The 20616-nt window shown below is 64.5% G+C and carries 17 protein-coding genes; 13 read left to right on the top strand and 4 right to left on the bottom strand.

Features of this window, described 5'->3' with window-relative positions:
- Positions 1–83: 83 nt before the first annotated feature.
- From JQ621_RS30505 to JQ621_RS30460, 10 genes are all read left to right on the top strand, one after another.
- Positions 84–1094, top strand: coding sequence for a TRAP transporter substrate-binding protein (locus tag JQ621_RS30505; protein WP_212240531.1), 1011 nt, complete (start codon positions 84–86; stop codon positions 1092–1094).
- A gap of 60 nt (positions 1095–1154) precedes the next feature.
- A complete protein-coding gene (locus JQ621_RS30500) occupies positions 1155–3176 on the top strand; it encodes a sensor histidine kinase (RefSeq protein ID WP_212240589.1) in 2022 nt (673 codons plus the stop codon).
- Positions 3146–4891: an ATP-binding response regulator gene (locus tag JQ621_RS30495; RefSeq protein WP_212240530.1), complete on the top strand. Its 1746-nt coding sequence runs from the start codon at positions 3146–3148 to the stop codon at positions 4889–4891. The genes JQ621_RS30500 and JQ621_RS30495 overlap by 31 nt, the downstream gene beginning before the upstream one ends.
- Before the next feature lie 35 nt (positions 4892–4926).
- Positions 4927–5664: a response regulator gene (locus JQ621_RS30490; RefSeq protein WP_212240529.1), complete on the top strand. Its 738-nt coding sequence runs from the start codon at positions 4927–4929 to the stop codon at positions 5662–5664.
- 270 nt (positions 5665–5934) lie between these two features.
- Positions 5935–6546 (top strand): sigma-70 family RNA polymerase sigma factor, encoded by a 612-nt coding sequence (locus tag JQ621_RS30485; RefSeq protein ID WP_212240528.1) that lies wholly within the window; start codon positions 5935–5937, stop codon positions 6544–6546.
- 416 nt (positions 6547–6962) lie between these two features.
- Positions 6963–7661 (top strand): cytochrome c biogenesis CcdA family protein, encoded by a 699-nt coding sequence (locus JQ621_RS30480; protein ID WP_212240526.1) that lies wholly within the window; start codon positions 6963–6965, stop codon positions 7659–7661.
- Positions 7662–7690: 29 nt separating this feature from the next.
- Positions 7691–8257 carry a thioredoxin family protein gene (locus tag JQ621_RS30475; RefSeq protein WP_212240524.1) on the top strand — a complete coding sequence of 189 codons (567 nt, stop codon included), beginning with the start codon at positions 7691–7693 and terminating at the stop codon, positions 8255–8257.
- An 80-nt stretch (positions 8258–8337) separates the two neighbouring features.
- Positions 8338–9312, top strand: coding sequence for a hypothetical protein (locus tag JQ621_RS30470; RefSeq protein ID WP_212240522.1), 975 nt, complete (start codon positions 8338–8340; stop codon positions 9310–9312).
- A gap of 314 nt (positions 9313–9626) precedes the next feature.
- On the top strand, positions 9627–10220 hold the full coding sequence (locus JQ621_RS30465) for a L,D-transpeptidase (RefSeq protein ID WP_212240521.1): 594 nt from the start codon (positions 9627–9629) through the stop codon (positions 10218–10220).
- Positions 10221–10329: 109 nt separating this feature from the next.
- Positions 10330–11367, top strand: a complete 1038-nt coding sequence (locus tag JQ621_RS30460) for an amino acid ABC transporter substrate-binding protein (RefSeq protein WP_212240587.1) — start codon at positions 10330–10332, stop codon at positions 11365–11367.
- Positions 11368–11627: 260 nt separating this feature from the next.
- Here JQ621_RS30460 and JQ621_RS30455 read toward each other — a convergent pair whose 3' ends face one another.
- Both JQ621_RS30455 and JQ621_RS30450 read right to left on the bottom strand, forming a co-directional pair.
- Positions 11628–12767, bottom strand: coding sequence for an acyl-CoA dehydrogenase family protein (locus tag JQ621_RS30455; protein ID WP_212240519.1), 1140 nt, complete (start codon positions 12765–12767; stop codon positions 11628–11630).
- Between the two features lie 145 nt (positions 12768–12912).
- Positions 12913–14112, bottom strand: coding sequence for an acyl-CoA dehydrogenase family protein (locus tag JQ621_RS30450; protein WP_212240517.1), 1200 nt, complete (start codon positions 14110–14112; stop codon positions 12913–12915).
- Positions 14113–14248: 136 nt separating this feature from the next.
- On the opposite strand from JQ621_RS30450, the gene JQ621_RS30445 reads away from it, so the two are divergent.
- Both JQ621_RS30445 and JQ621_RS30440 read left to right on the top strand, forming a co-directional pair.
- The gene (locus tag JQ621_RS30445) at positions 14249–14794 is read left to right on the top strand and encodes a carboxymuconolactone decarboxylase family protein (RefSeq protein ID WP_212240515.1); all 546 of its coding nucleotides are present in this window, start codon (positions 14249–14251) and stop codon (positions 14792–14794) included.
- Positions 14795–15082: 288 nt separating this feature from the next.
- Positions 15083–15577: a VOC family protein gene (locus JQ621_RS30440; RefSeq protein ID WP_212240513.1), complete on the top strand. Its 495-nt coding sequence runs from the start codon at positions 15083–15085 to the stop codon at positions 15575–15577.
- 78 nt (positions 15578–15655) lie between these two features.
- Here JQ621_RS30440 and JQ621_RS30435 read toward each other — a convergent pair whose 3' ends face one another.
- Both JQ621_RS30435 and JQ621_RS30430 read right to left on the bottom strand, forming a co-directional pair.
- A complete protein-coding gene (locus tag JQ621_RS30435; protein WP_212240511.1) occupies positions 15656–16903 on the bottom strand; it encodes an MFS transporter in 1248 nt (415 codons plus the stop codon).
- Positions 16904–17057: 154 nt separating this feature from the next.
- Positions 17058–18305 (bottom strand): MFS transporter, encoded by a 1248-nt coding sequence (locus JQ621_RS30430; RefSeq protein ID WP_212240509.1) that lies wholly within the window; start codon positions 18303–18305, stop codon positions 17058–17060.
- A 188-nt stretch (positions 18306–18493) separates the two neighbouring features.
- On the opposite strand from JQ621_RS30430, the gene JQ621_RS30425 reads away from it, so the two are divergent.
- Positions 18494–20563 (top strand): prolyl oligopeptidase family serine peptidase, encoded by a 2070-nt coding sequence (locus tag JQ621_RS30425; RefSeq protein WP_212240502.1) that lies wholly within the window; start codon positions 18494–18496, stop codon positions 20561–20563.
- The last annotated feature ends 53 nt before the right edge of the window (positions 20564–20616 follow it).

Below are 20616 nucleotides of genomic sequence, written 5' to 3'. Positions count from 1 at the left end.
CGGGATGGCCTTCCCTTGACCATCTGCTAGATTGCCTTGAACCTTTTGGCCCCGCCATAGACTCCATCTCCGAGGGGTTGAGTGTGCCAGTGTTAAACCGTGCCGAACTCTCACGGACCGGGGTGATTTTCGTCGCGCTTCTGCTCGCCACGTGGACGATCGGCGTGGGCGCGACGAGTGCTGCCGCGCGCGCATTTCGCGCCGCCGACACCCAGACCGAGGATTACCCGACCGTCCAGGCGCTGCGCTACATGGGCGCCTTGATCGCCGAGCGCACCGGCGGCCGGCACGGAATCAAGGTGTTTCACTCCCGCCAGCTCGGCGAGGAGAAGGAGACGATCGAGCAGACCCGCGTCGGCGCGATCGACCTCAACCGGACCAACGTCGCCCTGATCGGCAACTTCGTTCCGGCGATGAATGTGCTCGCCATGCCGTTCCTGTTCCGGTCCATCGAGCACATGCAGAAGGTGCTGGACGGGCCGATCGGCAAGGACATCCTCGGCAGCTTCGAGCCCTACGGCTTCGTCGGGCTCGCCTTCTACGATTCCGGGGCACGCTCGATCTACAACAACGTCCGTCCGGTGAAGAGCATCGCCGATCTCAAGGGATTGCGGATCCGGGTGCAGCAATCGGAGTTGATGAGCGACATGATCCGCGCGCTCGGCGCCGAGCCGGTCGAATTGCCCTATGGGCAGGTGCTCACGGGGCTCGCGACCCATCTGATCGACGGCGCCGAGAACAACTGGCCATCCTTCGTGACCACGGACCACTACAAGCACGCCGTCTACTACACCCTCACCGAGCACACGATGAGCCCCGAAGTGCTGGTGATCTCGCTCAAGGCCTGGCGCAGCCTGTCGGTTGAAGACCAGACCATCTTCAAGGAGGCCGCGGCGCGCTCGAGCCTGTATATGCGCGAGAAATGGCGTGACCTCGAGGAACAGTCGCAGCGCGAGGCGCAGGCCGCCGGAATTTCCGTGATCAAGACGATCGACCGCAAGCCGTTCGAGGATGCGATGGCGCCTATATACGCCAAGGTTGCCCAGGACCCCGCCGCGGCCGCGCTGATCGAACGCATTCGCAAGGTGGAGTGACGCTTGAGCGCGACCGGACACAGCGAGATCGCTGAGCGGCCGCCCGGCCCGGCCGGGCGGATGCGCGCGCGCATCGTCGGCCTGCTGCGTGCGGTGCCGATCCGCTGGCGCATCCTGTCGATCGCGGCGCTGAATTCCGCCGTGGTGATCGTGCTGGTCGCCCTGATCTGGAACGGCGCCCAGGTGCTCGGCTCGGCCTGGGACGACGTGCGGCAGGTGCGGGAATCCGACCGGATCCTGGCGCTGCTCGAAAGCGAGACCGGGCGGCTCCAGAACCTGATCCACCGCTACATCAACCAGCCGAGCCCGGACCTGTTCGCCGAGATCCTGCTGCTGCGCGAGGCCGTGCTGGGCACGCTGACCGACCGCGCCGCCAAGGACCCGATGCTGTCGGGCTCGGTCGAGGAGCTGGAGCGAACCACCGACCGCTTCCTCAACGGCTTTGGCGAGCTGCGCAGCGTGCAGGCGACCATCGCCAAGACCTATGAGGAGCAGGTGCAGGGCCCGGCCAGGGACATGGCGGGCCTGTACTCGATCATCGAAGGCGCCACCGGCCATCGCGATGCGCTGATCTGGCCCTCGCTCGGCAAGTCGCGCGAGGCTTTCACGGCGATGCTGGTGGCGGCCAATTCCTACTATCTGTCGCTGTCACCGAATGCTGCCGACGATGCGCGGCGCAACACCGAGACGATCGAGAAAACCATCCCCGTGATGATCGATCTTGCCGACAACGATCTGCAGAAGATGGCGCTGCAGAGGCTCGCGATCCGCACCACGGCGCTGCGCGAGGGCTTTGCAAAGCTCTCCGAGCAGCTGTCGAACCGCACCGAGCTGTTGCGCAACACCATCGACGCCAGCCAGGCCGAAGCGATCGGCGCCATCGACGATCTTTCCACCAAGATGCGCCAGCGCGAACAGAAGGCGCAGGAAACTTTCGACCGCACGCTGGCCGACATTTCCAGGCGCGTGCTGTCGATCGCGGTGATCTTCCTCGGCATCATCCTCACCGCCGGCGTGCTGATCGCACTGTCGATCCGGCTGCCGCTGCAGCAGATCATGGCCGCGATGCGCGCGATCACGCTCGGCGATCTCGGCCGCGAGGTGCAGGGCACCAAAGCCCGCGACGAGGTCGGCGCGATGGCGCGCGCGGTGGAAGTGTTCCGCGAGAATGCGATCGCCAAGCGCGAGACCGAGGACGAACTGCGGGCCTCGAAGGAAAAGGCCGAGAGCGCGCTGCTCGAGCTCAACGCCGCGCAGCAGAATCTGATCGACGCCGAAAGGCTAGCTGCGCTCGGCGGCCTCGTCGCCGGCGTCGCCCATGAGGTCAACAACCCGATCGGCATCAGCCTGACGGTGGCCTCGAGCCTTGCCAGGCGCAGCGAGATCTTCGAGGCCCAGCTCCGGGGCGAAGGCGGGCTTCGCCGCTCGCAGCTGGAAGAGTTCGTGCAGTCCTCGCGCGACGCCTCGCAGCAGCTCGTCGCCAACCTGACCCGCGCGGGCGAGCTGATCCAGTCGTTCAAGCAGGTCGCGGTCGACCGCTCCCATGCCGAGCGCCGCCAGTTCTCGCTGAGCGAAGCCACCGACCAGATCATCGCGAGCCTGCGGCCCGTGCTGAAGCGCTCGCCGATCACGCTCCAGGTCGACGTGCCCGAGGGGCTGCTGCTCGACGGCTATCCCGGCTCCTACGGCCAGATCCTGACCAACCTCTTCCTGAACGCCGCCAACCACGCCTTTGCCGACGGGCGCGCCGGCACCATCGCGATCGCGGCCAAGCCGCGCGGCGCCGACGATATCGAGATCATCTTCGCCGATGACGGGGCCGGCATGACCCCCGACGTGCAGCGCCAAGCCTTTGACCCGTTCTTTACCACGAGGCGCAACGAAGGCGGCACTGGGCTGGGCTTGCATATCGTCTATAACCTTGTCACCCAGCAGCTCGGCGGACGGATGATGCTGGAATCCAAGCTGGGACAAGGCACTACTTTTCGGATTATCATGCCGCGGATCGCCAAGGGCGGCGCGCAAAGCACAGAAAGTGACGGGACTCCTCAATGGCCGAACAGGACGATGTCCTCCACCTGATCGACGATACCGGTACCGCGTCGGAGGATACGGACACCCGGAAATGGAAAATCGCCGTCATCGACGACGATCCGGCCGTGCATGACGGCACCCGTTTTGCGCTCTCGGACTACAGCCTGAACGGCCAGGGCCTGGAGATCCTCTCGGCCCATTCCGCGGCCGAAGGTCGCAAGCTGATGGCCGCGCATGACGACATCGCCGCGGTGCTGCTCGACGTCATCATGGAGACCGACGTCGCCGGGCTCGAACTGGTCGAATACATCCGCAACGAGCTCAAGAACGAGACGGTGCGCATCATCCTGCGCACCGGCCAGCCCGGCCAGGCGCCGGAGCGGCGCGTGATCGTGCAGTACGACATCAACGACTACAAGGCCAAGACCGAGCTCACCGCCGACAAGCTGTTCACGTCGCTGACCGCGGCGCTGCGCTCCTACCAGCAGCTCGAGCGCATGGTGCAGACGCGGCGCGGCCTCGAAATCATCATCGACGCGGCCTCGACGCTGTACGACTTCAAGTCGATGCAGCGGCTCGCCGAGGGCGTGCTGACCCAGCTCGCCTCGTTGCTCAACGCCGACTGTGCCGGCATCCTCGTGCTGCGCGACAATGGCGGCGTCGATCCCGAACTCTCCGTGCTTGCCGGCAGCGGCTGCTACAGCCGCTTCATCGGCACCACCTCGTCGAAGGCGCTCGACCCCGATCTGCGCGCGATGGTGGAAGCCGCCTTCCAGGGCCGCAAGAACGAATTCGCCGACCATCGCAGCGTCATCTACTTGCGCACCGGGTCCGGCCGCGAGGTCGTGGTGCTGCTGCAGGCCGAGCGCGAGCTGTCGGAGACCGACCGCTCGCTGGTCGAGATCTTCTCGAGCCGTCTGTCGATCGCATTCGACAACGTCATCCTTTACCAGCAGCTCCAGGACGCCAACACGCAGCTGGAAGACCGCGTCGCCCAGCGCACCCGCGCGCTGATGCAGGCCAACCGGCGCCTCTCCGCGCAATGGCTGCGCCTGCAGCGCGCCAACGGCTTCAAGAACGAGATTCTGGGCACCGTCGCGCACGATCTGAAGAACCCGCTCGGCGTCATCCTCGGCCGCACCGAGATGCTGAAGGAGCTGATCGCGACGGGCGCCTCGGCATCAGGCGTGGTCGCCCAGGTCGATCATATCCGCGACGCCACCAAGCGCCTGACCACGATGGTCGACCATCTGATCTCGGACGCGATGGCCGACGCCTTCGACATCACCATCCGCCGCGAGCCGGTGGATGTCGCGGCGCTGGTCAAGGAGGTCGCCGAGGCCAACCAGCCCCTCGCGGTCAACAAGCAGCAGGCGATCAGCGTCACCGCGCCGGCCAACATCGTCACCATGTGCGACACCGACCGCATCCGCGAGGCGATCGACAATCTCATCAGCAACGCCATCAAATACTCGCCGATCGCGGGCAGGATCACCGTCGCGGTCACCCATGAGGGCAACGACACCATCATCAGCGTCAGCGACGAGGGCGCCGGCCTGTCGCCGGAGGATCTCGGCCGCCTGTTCGGCCGATTCCAGCGGCTATCCGCAAAACCGACGGCAGGAGAGAGCTCGACGGGGCTTGGGTTGTCCATCGTCAAGCGTATTATCGACATGCATGGCGGCGAGGTCACCGCCGAAAGCGACGGGCCGGGCAAGGGCTCGACCTTCACCATCACCCTGCCCGCGACCGAGATGCCGTGATTTGAGCACCGATATCTGCAATATTCTGAAGTGACATGACACAAAGCCAGCACATCATGATCGTCGACGACGAGGCCCCGGCCCGGGAGATGGTCGGCGATTACCTCAAGATGCACGGCTTCACCGTGACGCTGTGCGACGGCGGCAAGTCGTTGCGCGCCGCGATCGACGGCAGCATGCCCGACCTCGTCGTGCTCGACCTCAACATGCCCGAGGAAGACGGCCTTTCGATCATCCGCGACCTCAAGAGCCGCATCAATGTGCCAGTGATCATGCTCACGGCGACAGCAAGCCCGATCGACCGCGTCGTCGGCCTCGAGCTCGGCGCCGACGACTACGTCGCAAAGCCCTGCGAGCTGCGCGAATTGATGGCGCGCATCCGCTCGGTGCTGCGGCGAAGCGCGCCGGTCAAGGCTGCAGGCGCCGACGCAGCGCCGGCGAAATCAGACAAGGATCAATTGGTGCGCTTCGGCACCAAATGGCTCGACCTCGAAGCCCAGGCCCTGCGCGACGACGAAGGCAATGAGCATCCGCTGACCGCATCCGAATTCGGGCTGCTGAAAGTGTTCGCGGCCAATCCCAAGCGCGTGCTGTCGCGCGAGCGCCTGCTCGAGCTCGCCAATGCGCGCGACGCCGAGGCCTTCGACCGCGCCGTGGACCTGCGCATCATGCGCATCCGCCGCAAGATCGAGCCCGACCCGACCAAGCCCGCCGTGATCCGCACCATCCGCGGCGGCGGCTATTTGTTCTCGCCGGCGGGCGAGAAGGCATAGGGCCGGAGCGCAAGTGTGCGCTTGCGCACGCAACGCAAGCCCCCGGAATTGGTTCCGCGCAGTCCAATCAGGCGCTACCGTATTTTCCAAGCATTGAAATAACACGCTTTTTTGGTCCGAATGTTTCGTCGCAATAAGCGCGACGAAACAATTTGGCGGCGCACGAAACCATTTTCCCCTTTTCGTGCAGACGTCCCGAAACGTTGGCTCATTAACACTTCGGCCCAAGGAAACGCCGCTCGGTTGCGGCGTCACCGCGGAGCCAAGTCCATGCCGAACGTCATCGCCATCAACGCCCAAGCCAGCCAGGGCATCATTGCCGCTCAGGCGACCTCGGACGAGATGCTTCTCGAAAGCATCGCCGAAGGCAACAGGACGGCCATGCACATCCTCTATTGCCGTCACAATGTCCGGGTCTATCGCTTCATCCTGCGCATCGTGCGTGACGCGACCACGGCGGAAGACCTGGTCAGCCAGGTGTTCCTGGACGTGTGGCGCACCGCCGGCCAGTTCCAGGGCCGCTCGCAGGTCTCGACCTGGCTGCTCTCGATCGCCCGCTTCAAGGCGCTGACCGCGATGCGCCAGCGCCGCTTCGAGGACATCGACCAGGAAGATGTGCGCCAGATCCCCGACGATTGCGACACGCCGGAGACCTCGCTGGACCGCAGCGACACCAGCGCCATCCTGCGCGCCTGCGTGCAAAAACTGTCACCCGCGCATCGCGAGATCATCAACCTCGTCTACTACCATGAGAAATCGGTGGAGGAGGTCGGCCAGATCATCGGCATCCCCCAGAGCACGGTGAAGACAAGGATGTTCTACGCCCGCAAGCAGCTCGCCGATCTGCTTAAGGGTTGCGGCGTCGATCGTTTCGCCGCTTAAAATAAATGATTTCAATGGGATAGGGCCTGATATCCGGCCCCATCCCGGGACACGAAAGCGTTACCGCCGACGAAACAAATGAAACAAAGCACAACATCAGGCGGAAAAACTTCGTCCCTATAAAGATCGCATACGGTTTCGTTAAACCTCCCAAGACCTCCAGCGACCCGGACGGGATGCCCCCCTCCGGGTCGTTTCGTGTCTGGGGGTGGCACTAAGCGCCACCCTCCTTGATCGAGTGAGACAGGCATCGCTCTCTCATTCCCTCCCCCCTTGTGGGGAAGGGAACGCACTGCCGCTGTCGCCCGGCATACTCGCCTCGCAAGACATCCACCCTCGTCACGACCGCGTGACGGGGCGTAACGATCCCCGCCTCCGCGGCGAACTGCCCTCGTGACCTCCATCGCGAGTGCGCCATGTTAGAGCTTCTCTTCGCCGTCCTTGCCGGCATCCTGACGATCGCCGCCCCCTGTACGCTGCCGATGCTGCCGATCCTGCTCGGCGCCTCGATCGGGCGCTCTTCGCATCTGCGCCCCGCGATGATCGCGCTCGGCTTCGTCATCTCCTTCTCCGCGGTCGCGCTGCTGCTCGGCGCGCTGACGCGGCTGTTCGATTTCGATCCGAACGTGCTGCGCGAGGCCGCGGCGGTCCTGCTGCTCGGCTTCGGCCTGCTGATGCTGTGGCCGGCACCGTTCGAATGGTTGTCGATCAGACTCAATGGCTGGCTGAATTTCGGCGCTGCCGGCGGCGCGCAGCGCGAGGGCGCGATCGGCGGCCTCGTGCTCGGCACCACGCTCGGCCTGGTGTGGACGCCCTGCGCGGGCCCTGTGCTCGGCTCGATCCTGACGCTGGTCGCGACCTCGAAGAATCTGGCCTGGGCCGGCACGCTGCTGATCGCCTACGCGATCGGCGCTGCGATCCCGATGCTGGGAATCGCCTATGGCGGACAGGCCGCGACCACGCGTGTGCGCAGCCTCGCCCGCATCTCGCCCCGCCTGCAGCAGGGTTTTGGCGTCGTCGTGATCGCCTTCGCGCTCGCCGCCTACTTCCAATACGACACGCTGATCGTGGCGTGGCTCACCTCGTTCTACCCCACCGGCCAGATCGGCCTGTGATCGCTTCCCTCTCAACGGAGAACACGTCCATGACTTTCAAGCTGCTCGCCGTCTCCGCCGCCCTGATCGGCTTTGCCGTCACCGGCGCCGTCATCCCCGGCATCTGCGACGAGGTTTCGCCCGCGGCGCCAGTCAAGGTCGCGGCCGCCAGTCAGGCGGTGACCGCGCCTGATTTCACCGGCATCAGCAACTGGTTCAATTCGAAGCCGCTGAACATCGCCGACCTGCGCGGCAAGGTCGTGCTGGTCGACTTCTGGACCTATGGCTGCGTCAACTGCGTCAACACGCTGCCGCACGTCACCGAGCTTTATGCCAAGTACAAGGACAAGGGCCTCGTCGTGGTCGGCGTGCACACGCCGGAATTCCCGTTCGAGCGTTCCGCGTCCAACGTCCAGGCCGCGCTGAAGCGGCACGGCATCACCTACCCCGTCGCTCAGGACAACGATTCCAAAACCTGGGACGCCTACCGCAACCAGTATTGGCCGGCGCAATATGTGATCGACCAGACCGGCAAGATCGTGTTCCAGCACGAAGGCGAGGGCCGTTACGACGAGATCGACCGCACCGTGGCCAAGCTGCTGAACGCCAGCAGCTAGCCTGCGCGGCGGCCATCGTTGCTGCTTGACTCCACGGACCCGTCCGTGGAGTTTCGCCGCGACGAAAATCAGCCGCCGCAATGGACGACGCGACCACCAGCAACGATATCCGCCTTCGCGAAGGCTCCTCGATCGCGCAGCGGCTGGTCGTGGCCGGATCTGCGGCGGCCGTCGCACTTTGCTTCACGCCGGGCCTGTTCACGCACGATGTCGTGGAAGTGATCGTCTCTGTCGTCGCGCTGCTGGCGGGCGCGGCGTTCGTCTGTGCGGTGATGCTGGCCCCGGCCGTGGTGTGGATCATCACGCCGGATGAAATTCTGATCGGCCGACAGCGCCCGTTCGGAAAGCTCCAGACCCGGGTCGTCGCAAAAGACGAGATCACGGCGCTCCGTGTTCCCGGCAGCAAAACCGCCAAAGCACGGTTTCAACTCGCCTTCACGCTGGCATCGGGAGAGCGCCTGACCTCGCCGCCCCTGTCCGACATCACACATGTCCATGACACGGTGACCCGGATTGCCGCGCAATTCGACGTTCCAGATGTCGAGGCGCCCGTCAATCCGTTGGACGCCAGCAATCCCGAGATGCGCCTTGGCGACCCCGTCGAGCCGTTCTCCCAGAGAGACATCCGGATCGCGGCGTTGATCGCCGTCGCGCTGAGTGCGGCACCCTATGCCTTCAGGCTCTGGCGTGGCCTGCCCCCCCAATGGATCGACTACATGCTGCTGCCGCTGGGCGTGATCGCCGCGTTCGGGATTTATCGATTTGCCAATCGCGCCGCGGGCGCGTTCTGGATCATCCGCGAGGGCGACATCCGCGTCGAACGCCTCTGGGGCAACGGCCAGCCGCGCACGGACCATATCGAGGGACGTGAGGTAAAGGCGATCGCGGTCGAGCGCCGCGGACGCTCCGAGGACGAGCACTGCATCGTCACGATCCGCCTGCAGTCCGGGCGGCGGTTTCGCAGCCCCCGCATCGGCTCGCGCAACGAGGCCCGCGCCGTGGGCGTCGAAATCGTTCGGCGGCTCGGGATCGGGGCGGAAGCCTGTCAGATTTAGAGCGAGCTGCTTCCACATCGTCATGGCCGGGCTCGTCCCGGCCATCCACGTCTTAAGCCGCAGCACCGAGGATGCCCGGGATAAGCCCGGGCATGACGGCCTTTGCAGATGCAGACGGGTCCACTCAGACGATGGGAACACCTCGATCACTGTTTTTCGCGCCAACCCACCCTGTTCATGGTATTGATGCACGTCAAAAAACCAAAGCATTCTCGTGACATACCAACCCGGCGCGCCTTTAACTTGCCACGAAGCTGCCCCTGAGTTCAGATGGTTCGGAACGATTTGCGCTGTGGCAGTGGGGAGAGCTTGAAATGACGGATTTTCGTCGCCTGACCGGGACATTGTTGGCTGCGATGGGCCTGATACTGTCCGCGCCGCAGGCCTTTGCCCAGCAGCCCGACCGCGGCGACGAGCCGGGCCTGATCGCCGATGACAGCTACGAGCTCGATCCGGAATGGCAGAAGCAGGTCGTCTACTACCGCACGACCGAAGCGCCGGGCACCATCATCATCTCGACCGCGGAGCGTCACCTTTATCTGGTCCAGCCCGGCGGGCGCGCGATCCGCTACGGCATTGGCGTCGGCCGTGACGGCTTCCAGTGGCAGGGCCTGGTGCAGATCACCAACAAGAAGGAATGGCCGGACTGGACGCCGCCGCCGGAGATGATCCAGCGCCAGCCCTATCTGCCGCGCTTCATGGCCGGCGGCCCCGGCAATCCGCTCGGCGCCCGCGCCATGTATCTGGGCACGACGGTCTACCGCATCCACGGCACCAACCGTCCTGACACGATCGGCACCAAGGTGTCCTCGGGCTGCTTCCGTCTCGTCAACAACGACGTCGCCGATCTCTACGATCGCGTCCCCGTCGGCACCAAGGTCGTCATCCGGCAGAAGCCCGAACTCTAGAGCCTATCGTCCAGGCACGATCCGTTGGCATCCTCTTGGCATCTCCTTGGGATCGTGCTTCCCGCCTTCGCCAGAATTCCTTTTCCCGATTTTTCGAGAGAGCAACATGATGCGCACATTTCGAGGCGGCCTGCTGATCGGGCTCGCCGTCGCCGTGCTGGTCGCCGCCTTGGCCATCACCTACGAGTTCTACGATACCCGCACCTTGAAGCGCACCGTGCGCCGCGGCGAAGTGCTGTGCGGCGTCAACAAGGGCCTGCCGGGATTCTCGATCCCCGACGACAAGGGCAACTGGACCGGCTTTGACGTCGACTTCTGCCGCGCGGTGGCGGCCGCCATTTTCGACGATCCGGCCAAGGCGAAGTTCGTTCCGCTCGATGCCAGCGAGCGCTTCAAGGAATTGCAGAGCCGCAAGGTCGACATCCTCTCGCGCAACTCCACCTGGAGCATGTCGCGTGAGCTCGAATACGATCTCTATTTCCCGGCCGTCGCCTATTACGACGGCGAAGGCTTCATGGTGCCTCGCTCCCGCAACAAGGAGACTTCGCTCGACCTCGCCGACAGCAAGGTCTGCGTGCAGTCAGGCACCACCACGCTGCTCAACCTCGCCGACTACTTCAAGGCCAACAACATGAAGTATGAAGAGGTGAAGTTCGACAAGCTGGAAGACGTGGTGAAGGCCTACGACACCGGCAAGTGCGATACGCTGACCGCCGACGTCTCCCAGCTCTATGCGCTGCGGCTGAACATGTCCAAGCCCGCGGACCACATGATCCTGCCCGACATGATCTCCAAGGAGCCGCTCGCCCCCGTCGTGCGCCAGCGCGACGACGACTGGATGATGATCGTCAAGTGGACGCTCTATGCGATGATCAACGCCGAAGAGCTCGGCGTCACCTCGCAGAACATCGACGAGGCGCTGAAGTCGAAGAAGCCGGAAGTGATGCGGCTGGTCGGCACCGAGGGCAATTACGGCGAGCAGCTCGGTCTCACCAAGGACTGGGCCGCGCGCATCATCCGCCGCGTCGGCAATTACGGCGAGATGTACGAACGCAATATCGGCGAGAAGTCGCAGCTGAAGATCCCGCGCGGCATGAACCAGCTGTGGAATGCCGGCGGCGTGCAGTATGCGCCGCCGATGCGGTAGCTCTTCGTCATTGCGAGCGAAGCGAAGCAATCCAGACTGCCACTGCGGAAAGAATCTGGATTGCTTCGTCGCAAGTGCTCCTCGCAATGACGAGCGTGAGGCGGGCGCTGCCCACACTCTCAACTGTCATCGCCCGGCTCGACCGGGCGATCCAGTATTCCAGAGACGTCAGACGTATACGGTGAGGCCGCGGCGTACTGGGTGCCCGGTCAAGCCGGGCGACGACACCGGTGGGTTATCCGGCGCGAGCCCGCCTCGCCTCAATACCCCCGCGCGCGCGCCAGCTGCTCGGTGTGGTAGTTGGCGTCGCCGAACAGCTCCTCGCACACCCTCGCGCGCTTCATGAAGAAGCCGATGTCGAACTGGTCGGTCATGCCCATGCCGCCGTGCATCTGCACGCCTTCCTGCACGGCGCGCGTGGCGGTGGTGCCGGCGCGGGCCTTGGCGACGGCGACGCTTGATGCGGCCTTGGCGACGTCGGCATCCAGCGCCTGCAGCGCCTTCATGGTGGCGGCACGGGTGATCTCGATGTCGACATAGAGCTGGGCGGCGCGATGCTGCAGCGCCTGGAATTCGCCGATCAGCTTGCCGAATTGCTTTCTGTTCTTGAGATACTCGACGGTGCGGCCAAACACCTCGTCGCTGAGGCCGACCATTTCGGCGGCGACGGCGCCGCGGCCGATATCAAGCACGCCGTCGAGCAGCGCGGCGCCCTGATCGACCTCGCCGAGCACGCTGTCGGCGGTGACCTCGACATTGCCAAGCTCGATCCGCGCCGCATTGTGCGCGTCGACCATGATGGTGCGCTCGATCGCGACGCCCTTGGCCGCAGGGTTCACCAGGAACAGCGTCAGGCCGTCGCGCTCGCCGGCACGACCTGCCGTGCGCGCAGCGACGATGAAGAGATCGGCGACATGGCCGTCAACAACCAGCGCCTTGGCGCCGGAGAGCCTGAAGCCGTTGCCGGCGCGCACGGCCTGCAAGACGGTCTGGAGCGGACGATGCTTGGCGCCCTCGTCGATCGCGAGCGTCGCGAGCAGCGAGCCGTTCGAGATCTTCGGCAGATACTCCGACTTCTGCGCGGCATTGCCGCCGCGGTTGAGCGCCGAGGCCGCGACCACGGAGGTGGCGAGGAAGGGTGACGGCATCAAAGTGCGGCCGATCTCCTCCATCACGATGCCGGCCTCCATGAAGCCGAGACCGCTGCCGCCGAATTCTTCCGGCACGAGCAGGCCAGCAAAGCCCATCTCGGCGAAGGCGTGCCACAGCTCCTTGGAGAAGCCGGTGGGGTCCTTGCTATCGCGCAATTGGCGCAGGTGCGACACCGGCGCCTTGTCGCTGATCAGCCCGCGTGCGCTGTCACGGAGCATTGATTGTTCTTCGGTGAGGACGAGGGCCATGTGCGTGGTTCCGATTCGAAGTCTATTTTGTCTTGGTCATTCCGGGATGCGCCGCCAGGCGCAGGCCCGGAATCCATCAGGCGGCATGGACGCGGTGAAATGGATTCCCGGTTCGCGCTTCGCGCGCCCCGGAATGACAGTGCAGCTAGGCCCCCGGCAGGTCCAGGATCCGCTTGGCGACGATGCCGAGCATGACCTCGGACGTGCCGCCCTCGATCGAGTTGGCCTTGGTCCGCAGCCAGGCGCGCGGACGGGCGCCTTGCCTGGAGCGTTCGCTCTCCCATTCCAGCGCGTCGACGCCGCCGGCCGACATCAGGATCTCGTAGCGGCGCTTGTTGAGCTCGGTGCCGTAATATTTCATCGCCGACGAGAACGCCGGATGCGCCTGGCCGGCCTTGGCGAGATCGACCGCGCGTTCGGCGCAGGCGGCAAGGGCTGCCTCATCGACATCGAAGGTCGCGATCTGGCCGCGCAGCATCGCATCATCCAGCTTGCCTTGCGCATCGCTGCCGACGCTATCGGCCGCGATCTGACCGAGCGGACGGCCGACGCCGCGCTCGCCCATGCCCGAGATCATCGCGCGCTCGTGCTGAAGCAGATATTTTGCGACGTCCCAGCCGCGGTTGATGGTGCCAACAACATTCGCCTTCGGCACGCGGACGCCGTCGAAGAAGGTTTCGCAGAACGGCGAATAGCCTGATATCAGCAGGATCGGCTTGGTCGTCACGCCCTTCGAAGCCATGTCGAACAGGATGAAGCTGATGCCGTCGTGCTTCTTCGCCGTGGGATCGGTGCGGACGAGGCAGAAGATCCAGTCGGCGTAATTGGCGTAGGAGGTCCAGATCTTCGAACCCGTGATGATGAAATCATCGCCATCGCTCTCGGCGCGGGTCTGCAGCGAGGCGAGATCGGAGCCGGCGTTCGGCTCGGAGTAGCCCTGGCACCAGCGGATCAGGCCCGCTGCGATCTTCGGCAGGTGCTCCTTCTTCTGCGCCTCATTGCCGTATTTGAGCAGCGCCGGTCCGAGCATCCAGATGCCGAAGCTCGACAGCGGCGGACGCGCACCGATTCGTCCCATCTCGGAACGCAGCACCTTGTGCTCGGCGGCCGAGAGGCCACCACCGCCATACTCCTTCGGCCAATCCGGCACGGTCCAGCCCTTGTCACGCATGCGCTCAAACCAGATGCGCTGCGGCTCGGACGAGAATTTCGCGTTGCGGCCGCCCCAGAACACGTCGTCATCCGACGTCGCGGGCTTGCGCATTTCCGGCGGACAATTCGCTTCCAGCCAGGCGCGCGTTTCGCTTCGGAATGTTTCCAGATCGGCGGCTTCGGATTCGCTCATGGTCGTTTCCATCAATCACATCAGACTTGTTGGGCCGGACTCTGGGCCAAGCCCTCGCGGAATTCAACCACTTCGATTGAGCGCATCGGCTATAGTCGCTGTTTCGGCGGTGCTTGAAAACAAAGAGGAAACGCGAATGCGCCTGAAACTTCTTTCGCCTGGCGAAATGAACGAGAGCCAGCGGCAGACCTATGACGAGTCGATTGCCGGCAAACGCGGCAAGCCGCCGGCACCGATGATGGCCTGGCTCAATAGCCCCGACATGGCCCGTCACGCCACGCGGCTCGGCGAGGTGCTGCGCTACGACACGATCTTCCCGGCAAAACTCTCGGAGATCGCGATCCTGGTGACGGCGCGGCACTGGACCGCGCATTACGAATGGTATGCGCATAAGCGCCTCGCGCTGGCGGGCGGCATGAAGGTGGAGATTATCGATGCCATCCGCGATCGCCGCACGCCCGAATTCGACGATCCCAAGGGACAGATGATCTACGATCTCGCCAAATCGCTGCATGAGGGGCACGGCGTCGAGAGTGGCCTTTATGAAGAGGCGGTCAAGCTGCTCAGCGAGCGCGGCGTCGTCGAGGTGATCGGACTCTGCGGCTATTACACGATGGTGTCGATGACGCTGAACGCGTTCGAGTTCGAACTGCCGGAGGGCGAGGTCAAGGAGCTTAACTAGATATCAGGAAGAGACCGGCCGCGGCTTCTGTTCACCTCTCCCCTGCGGGGAGAGGTCGGATTGCGGCAGCAATCCGGGTGAGGGGCCGCAGCGTTCAGTGAGACTGTAACCCCTCACCCGGATCGCATCTGTCGATGCGATCCGACCTCTCCCTTCGGGAGAGGTGAAACATCTCCTCCTGGCCCACATGACATTCTTAATCACCTTCCAGGAAACGCTGGGTTTCGGGATAGGCCAGTAGAACTGTCCCGAGGCGTCCCTATGTGGATACGATCAACGGAGCAACCGATGTCGCAGACTCAAGCCGTCGCCGCAGGCACAAGGATCGGCCACGTCCATCTCAAGGTCGCCGATCTGGATCGCGCGCTCGGCTTCTATTGCGGCGTGCTCGGCTTCGAGCTGATGCAGCGGATGGGCTCCGGTGCGGCGTTCATCTCGGCGGGCGGCTATCACCACCACATCGGCCTCAACACCTGGGAAAGCAAGGGCGGCTCACCGCCGCCGCCCGGCACCACCGGGCTGTTCCACACCGCCATCCTCTATCCGACACGCCCTGCGCTCGCGGATGCGCTGCATCGGGTGCTCTCGGCAGGGATTGCGCTGGATGGCGCCAGCGACCACGGCGTGTCCGAGGCGTTATATCTGCGCGATCCCGATCAGAACGGCGTGGAGCTGTACTGGGACAAGCCGCGGGAGCAATGGCCGTTCGGGCCGGACGGGAAGCTCGCGATGTTTACCAAGCGGCTGGATGTCGAGGCGCTGCTGAAGCAGCGCGAGGTGTGATGCGTAGGGTGGATTAGCCGAAGGCGTAATCCACCCACTTCGTTCCGCACTCGTTGAAGCATGGTGGATTACGCTTCGCTAATCCACCCTACGAGAGCTTTGCTTTTGGCTTCCCCCCACCATGATCAACGCCGCAGCAATGACCTCCAGCGCGATACACAAATAGAACGGCATCGCGTACCCGCCGGACCAATCGCGCAGAAATCCGACCACGCCGGGGCCGAATGCGTAGGCCACCTGGTTGATCGCGGTGTTGAGGCTGATCAGCACCCCGAAGGAGGCACTATCGAACTCCCGCTGCACGATCAGCGATGGCAGCGTGATGAGGTTGCCGACCGAGAAGCCGAACACGGCACAGGCGGCGATCAGCGCGTCATCATTGTGCATGACGATGACGACGCACAGCGCAGCCGCCTGGCTGAGGAACGACAGCGCCGAGGCCAGCCGCTGGTTGAGGCGGTCGATCACCATCGAGAACAGCACCCGGCCGATCACCGCCATTGCGGTGAGCACCGCGACCGCAACAGCGGCACGTTCGCGCCCGATCACGGGATCGAGGAACGAGATGAGGTGCACGATGAAGCCGACCTGTGCGAACAGCACCAGGGCGAAGGCAATGGTGACCGTGAGGAAACCGACGTCGCGCAGAGCGCCCTTGCGGATATCCGCCGATGATTGCGGCGTTGGCTTCGCCGCCCCGCGCCAGGCATGCAGGTCGGGCGGCCGGCCGACGACGAAGAGGATCACCGGCAACAGCAGCACCAGCATCGCGCCCGAGGCGGCGAACATCGCGTTGGCAAAACCGAAATGGCTGATCATCATCACCAGCAACGGCACGCCGACAATGCCGCCAAAGCTGGCGCCGTTCAGCGCCAGGCTGATCGCCATGCCGCGCTTGTGGTCGAACCAGAGACTGATCGTGTTGGTGATCATGGCAAGGCTGGTGCCGGCCCAGCCGAAGGCGAGCACGGCATCGGCGAGATAAAGCTGCCAGGGCTCGCGCACGGCGCCGATCGCGACGCCGGCTGCCGCCATCGCCAGCGTGCCTGATATCAGGCAGATGCGCGGGCCGTATTTCCGGACGGCCTCGCCGACGAAGACGACCAGCAGGGCGCCGAACAGATAGAAGAACGTGGTGCCCGAGGAGATCAACGAGGCCGGCCAGCCCCGCGCGCGCTGGAGCTCGGCGACGTAGACGCTCTGGCCATAGAAGCCGAGGCCCCAGCCGAAGGTTGCGAGCAGGAAACAGACGGCGACGATGCGCCAGCCTTCGTAGCGGAGCGAAGATTCGTCGATGGACGTGGTGGAGCGGGGATTGTCGAGCATTTGCGCTTCTCCTTGAACCTCCCCCGCGAGCGCTTGACTCTACGCTCGCCTGTTCATGACGAGCATCATGTAACAATCCGCCTGCCGAAAATCACTTCGAGCTGGATCGAAGTATCGACGTTGCTGACAGCCTCCTGCCAACCATATCGCGCAGTCAAATTGCGTCCGGGAACTCGCCCATGGCGGCCTCGAGCCGCGCCTTGCGGCGGCGGGCCCAGGATGCCAGCGACAGCGCGACGAGGCCGATGGCCACAGGCGGGAACACCACCATGTTCACCGCGGACCAGCCGTAATTGGCGAGCAGCTGCCCCGAGGAGAACGAGCCGATCGCCATCATGCCGAACACCAGGAAATCGTTGAAGGCCTGGACCTTGTTGCGCTCCTGGGCGCGGTGTGTCTCCAGCACCAAAGCCGAGGCACCGATAAAGGAGAAATTCCAGCCCACGCCGAGCACGATCAGCGTCGCCCAGAAATGCATCGCGGTCAGGCCGGAGAGGCCGATGGTGGCGGCGCCGGCTTCCAGCAGCAGGCCGGTGGCGACGATTTTGGGCGCGCCGAAGCGGGCGATCAGCGCGCCGGTGAAGAAGCTCGGCCCGTACATCGCGACGATGTGCCATTGAATGCCGAAATTGGAATCGGACAGGCTGAGGCCGCACATCTTCATGGCGAGCGGCGCCGAGGTCATCACCAGATTCATCATGGGATAGGCGATGACGCCGCAGAGTGCTGCCGCGATGAAGCGCGGCTGGGTCACGATCGTCAGCAGCGGCCGGCCGCCGTGGAGATCGGCCGGCGCGGGCTTCGGCATGTCGACGCCGGCGACGATGCCCATCGCTACAATCGCGACCGCCGCCTGAACCAGGAAGCTGAAGGCGAACAAATAGGGCGACCAGACGTCCATGGTCCATTGCACGAGCTGCGGACCGAGCACGCCGGCGAATACGCCGCCCGCCATCACCCACGACACGGCTTTCGGCCGATAGGCGGCGCTGGCGCCGTCGGCCGCGGCGAAGCGATAGGATTGCGCCACCGAGCCGTAGAGGCCGCCGAGGAAGGTCGCCAGACAAAACAAGGCGAATGAACCATGCAGGATCGCAAACGAGCCAGTGAGGCCGGTGAGCGTGCCGAGGCCGGTGCCGGTGATGAAAGCCGTGCGGCGACCGAAGCGGCGCGAGATCGCGCCTGTCGGCAGCGTACCGGCGGCGAGCCCCACCACATACATCGACAGCGGCACGGTCGCCAACGACATGTCGGGCGCGAGCGTGGCGCCGACGATCGAGCCGGTGGCGAAGATGACAGCCGAATTGGCGCCGGTCAGCGCCTGCGCGGCGGCGAGGCGCACCACATTGCCACGCACGCGGGCGTCGTCGGCGATCTCATTGGCTGCAGTCACGTCCAGCATCGGCATTCCCGCCCAAAAAGGCTCGTTGATTCCCGGGACTATGGAGAGAGGAAGGCGGTCGGACAACCAGCGCAAACGGGCGCGGGCCATGCCTCTGACGCAATCGGATGGACCCTACCGCACCGCGCCCTTGACGGTTTGCGCTCGATCAAATTCTATCGCGCCGCCGCTTTCGGAGAGTTTCGTTCATGTCCGTCGATGACAGGCCCACGCCGAGCGCTCCCGACGATGATCCCTGGCTCTGGCTGGAGGAGGTCGAAGGCGCCCGTGCGCTCGAATTCGTCGAGCGGCAGAACCTGATGACGCTGGGCAAATTCGGCGGCGCGGCCTTCGAACGCGATCGCGACCTGCTCGCCACGATCTTCGATCGTCCTGACAACATTCCCTATGTCGGCCGCAGCGGCGGCCTGCTCTACAACACCTGGAAGGATGCCGAGCATCCGCGCGGCATATGGCGCCGGACGACACTCGATGAATTTCGGAAAGCCGCGCCCAATTGGGAAACCATCCTCGACGTCGACCAGCTTGCCGCCAGCGAGGGCGAGGACTGGCTGCTGCACTGGACATCATCCCGGTCAGGCTATACGCGCGTCATGCTGAGCCTGTCGCGCGGTGGCAGCGACGCCGTCGTGCTGCGCGAATACGACGGAGAGGCGAAGAGCTTCGTGAGCGACGGTTTCGTCCTGCCGGAGGCGAAAGGCAGTGTCGATTGGCTCGATCCTGATACCCTCGTGCTCTCCAGCGCCTATGGCGAGGGCATGGCGACGACATCGGGCTACGCCAGAACCATCCGCCTGTGGCGGCGCGGGCAGCCGATCGAGAAGGCGGAAATAATCTTCGAGACCAGTGCCGACCGGATGCGGGTCTATTGCGGGGTCGAAGACACCGGCACGGAGACGCGTGCCTGGATCATCGATCAGCTCGACTTCTTCAATACTGCGATCTGGCTACGCGACGCGGCCGGCACGCTCACCAGGCTCGATCTCCCGAGCGGCGTATGGATGCAGTCGCATCGCGACTGGTTCGCGATCAAGCTGCGAGAGCCATGGACCGTTGCGGGACGAACCTACATGGCGGACAGCGTGCTCGGCATCTCGCTGTCGGCATTCCTCGCCGGCGATCGCAACTTCGCGATCCTGTTCGAGCCGGGCGCACGCCGCGCGCTCCAGGGATTTTCCTGGACCGACGGCAAGCTGCTGCTGTCCATTCTCGACGAATTGCGGCCGGAGTTCGAGCTTTGCACGCCGTCGCCCACCGGCTGGAGCCGCGAGACGCTGCGTGGCCTCCCCACGCTCGGCGTCGTCGATGTCTGGCGCTTCGATCATTACGACCCCGAGAGCAATGGCGACCTGCTCGCCAATGTGCAGGACCCGCTGACGCCGCCGTCGCTGATGCTGCTTGCGCGCGGCGTCGAAAGTCCGATCGTCTTGAAGCAGGCGCCGAAGACGTTCAACGCCGATGGCCTCGTGGTGACGCAGCACGAGGCGATCTCGGTGGACGGCGAGCGCATTCCCTATGTGCAGACCGGTCCCGCCGGCGTGTCAGGCGATGCACCGGTCTATATGACCGCCTATGGCGGCTTCGGCCTCGCGGTGAAGCCGCAGTACAATTCATCGCTAGGAAAACTCTGGCTGGAGCGCGGCGGCACGACGGTGCAGGCGAATTTGCGAGGCGGCGGCGAGTTCGGCACGCGCTGGCACGATGCCGGCCGCTACGCCGGCAAGAAGCTGTCGCATGATGATTTCGCCGCCGTTGCCGCCGATCTGGTTCGCCGCGGCGTGACGACGCCGAAACGAATCGCGGCCCAGGGCGGATCGAACGGCGGCATCCTGATCACCAACATGCTGGTGCGATATCCTGAGCGCTTCGGCGCACTGTTCTGCACGATCCCGCTGATCGACATGCGCCGCTATACAAAACTGCTCGCCGGCGCGAGCTGGATCGCCGAATATGGCGACCCTGACAAGTCCGAGGAATGGGAGTGGCTGAAGACCTACTCGGCGTATCACAACGCAAAACCGGGCCAGCCTTATCCGCCAATCCTGATTGCCACGACGCGGCGCGACGATCGCGTTCATCCCGGTCACGCACGCAAGATGGCCGCAAAACTCCAGGCGATGGGCTACGAGGCCTGGTTCTACGAGCCCGCCGCCGGCGGCCACGGCTACGGCAAGGACAACAAGGAGCGCGCCAGCTTCCAGGTGCTCGGCCTTCAGTTTTTGAAGGCAAAGATCGGGTGGCAGGACGGGGAGGCGTGACGGCCTCAGTGCAAGTCGGGAGCGACGCTTGCCTCTCCCGCTTGCGGGTGAGG

The organism is Bradyrhizobium manausense, assembly GCF_018129685.1.
Classification (GTDB): Bacteria; Pseudomonadota; Alphaproteobacteria; order Rhizobiales; family Xanthobacteraceae; genus Bradyrhizobium; species Bradyrhizobium manausense_D.
The sequence above is the reverse complement of the archived record's forward strand: the minus strand, read 5'-3'. Positions and strand labels throughout refer to the sequence as shown.

Excerpts from the sequence above, each read along its gene's own strand:
- JQ621_RS30455 (WP_212240519.1), bottom strand. The coding sequence starts at position 12,767 with ATGGCCCTCGTCCTCACCGAAGAACAATCAATGCTCCGTGACAGCGCA.
- JQ621_RS30450 (WP_212240517.1), bottom strand. The coding sequence starts at position 14,112 with ATGAGCGAATCCGAAGCCGCCGATCTGGAAACATTCCGAAGCGAAACG.
- JQ621_RS30485 (WP_212240528.1), top strand. The coding sequence starts at position 5,935 with ATGCCGAACGTCATCGCCATCAACGCCCAAGCCAGCCAGGGCATCATT.
- JQ621_RS30440 (WP_212240513.1), top strand. The coding sequence starts at position 15,083 with ATGTCGCAGACTCAAGCCGTCGCCGCAGGCACAAGGATCGGCCACGTC.
- JQ621_RS30475 (WP_212240524.1), top strand. The coding sequence starts at position 7,691 with ATGACTTTCAAGCTGCTCGCCGTCTCCGCCGCCCTGATCGGCTTTGCC.
- JQ621_RS30465 (WP_212240521.1), top strand. The coding sequence starts at position 9,627 with ATGACGGATTTTCGTCGCCTGACCGGGACATTGTTGGCTGCGATGGGC.
- JQ621_RS30495 (WP_212240530.1), top strand. The coding sequence starts at position 3,146 with ATGGCCGAACAGGACGATGTCCTCCACCTGATCGACGATACCGGTACC.
- JQ621_RS30490 (WP_212240529.1), top strand. The coding sequence starts at position 4,927 with ATGACACAAAGCCAGCACATCATGATCGTCGACGACGAGGCCCCGGCC.
- JQ621_RS30425 (WP_212240502.1), top strand. The coding sequence starts at position 18,494 with ATGTCCGTCGATGACAGGCCCACGCCGAGCGCTCCCGACGATGATCCC.
- JQ621_RS30430 (WP_212240509.1), bottom strand. The coding sequence starts at position 18,305 with ATGCTGGACGTGACTGCAGCCAATGAGATCGCCGACGACGCCCGCGTG.
- JQ621_RS30470 (WP_212240522.1), top strand. The coding sequence starts at position 8,338 with ATGGACGACGCGACCACCAGCAACGATATCCGCCTTCGCGAAGGCTCC.
- JQ621_RS30500 (WP_212240589.1), top strand. The coding sequence starts at position 1,155 with ATGCGCGCGCGCATCGTCGGCCTGCTGCGTGCGGTGCCGATCCGCTGG.
- JQ621_RS30480 (WP_212240526.1), top strand. The coding sequence starts at position 6,963 with ATGTTAGAGCTTCTCTTCGCCGTCCTTGCCGGCATCCTGACGATCGCC.
- JQ621_RS30460 (WP_212240587.1), top strand. The coding sequence starts at position 10,330 with ATGCGCACATTTCGAGGCGGCCTGCTGATCGGGCTCGCCGTCGCCGTG.
- JQ621_RS30445 (WP_212240515.1), top strand. The coding sequence starts at position 14,249 with ATGCGCCTGAAACTTCTTTCGCCTGGCGAAATGAACGAGAGCCAGCGG.
- JQ621_RS30435 (WP_212240511.1), bottom strand. The coding sequence starts at position 16,903 with ATGCTCGACAATCCCCGCTCCACCACGTCCATCGACGAATCTTCGCTC.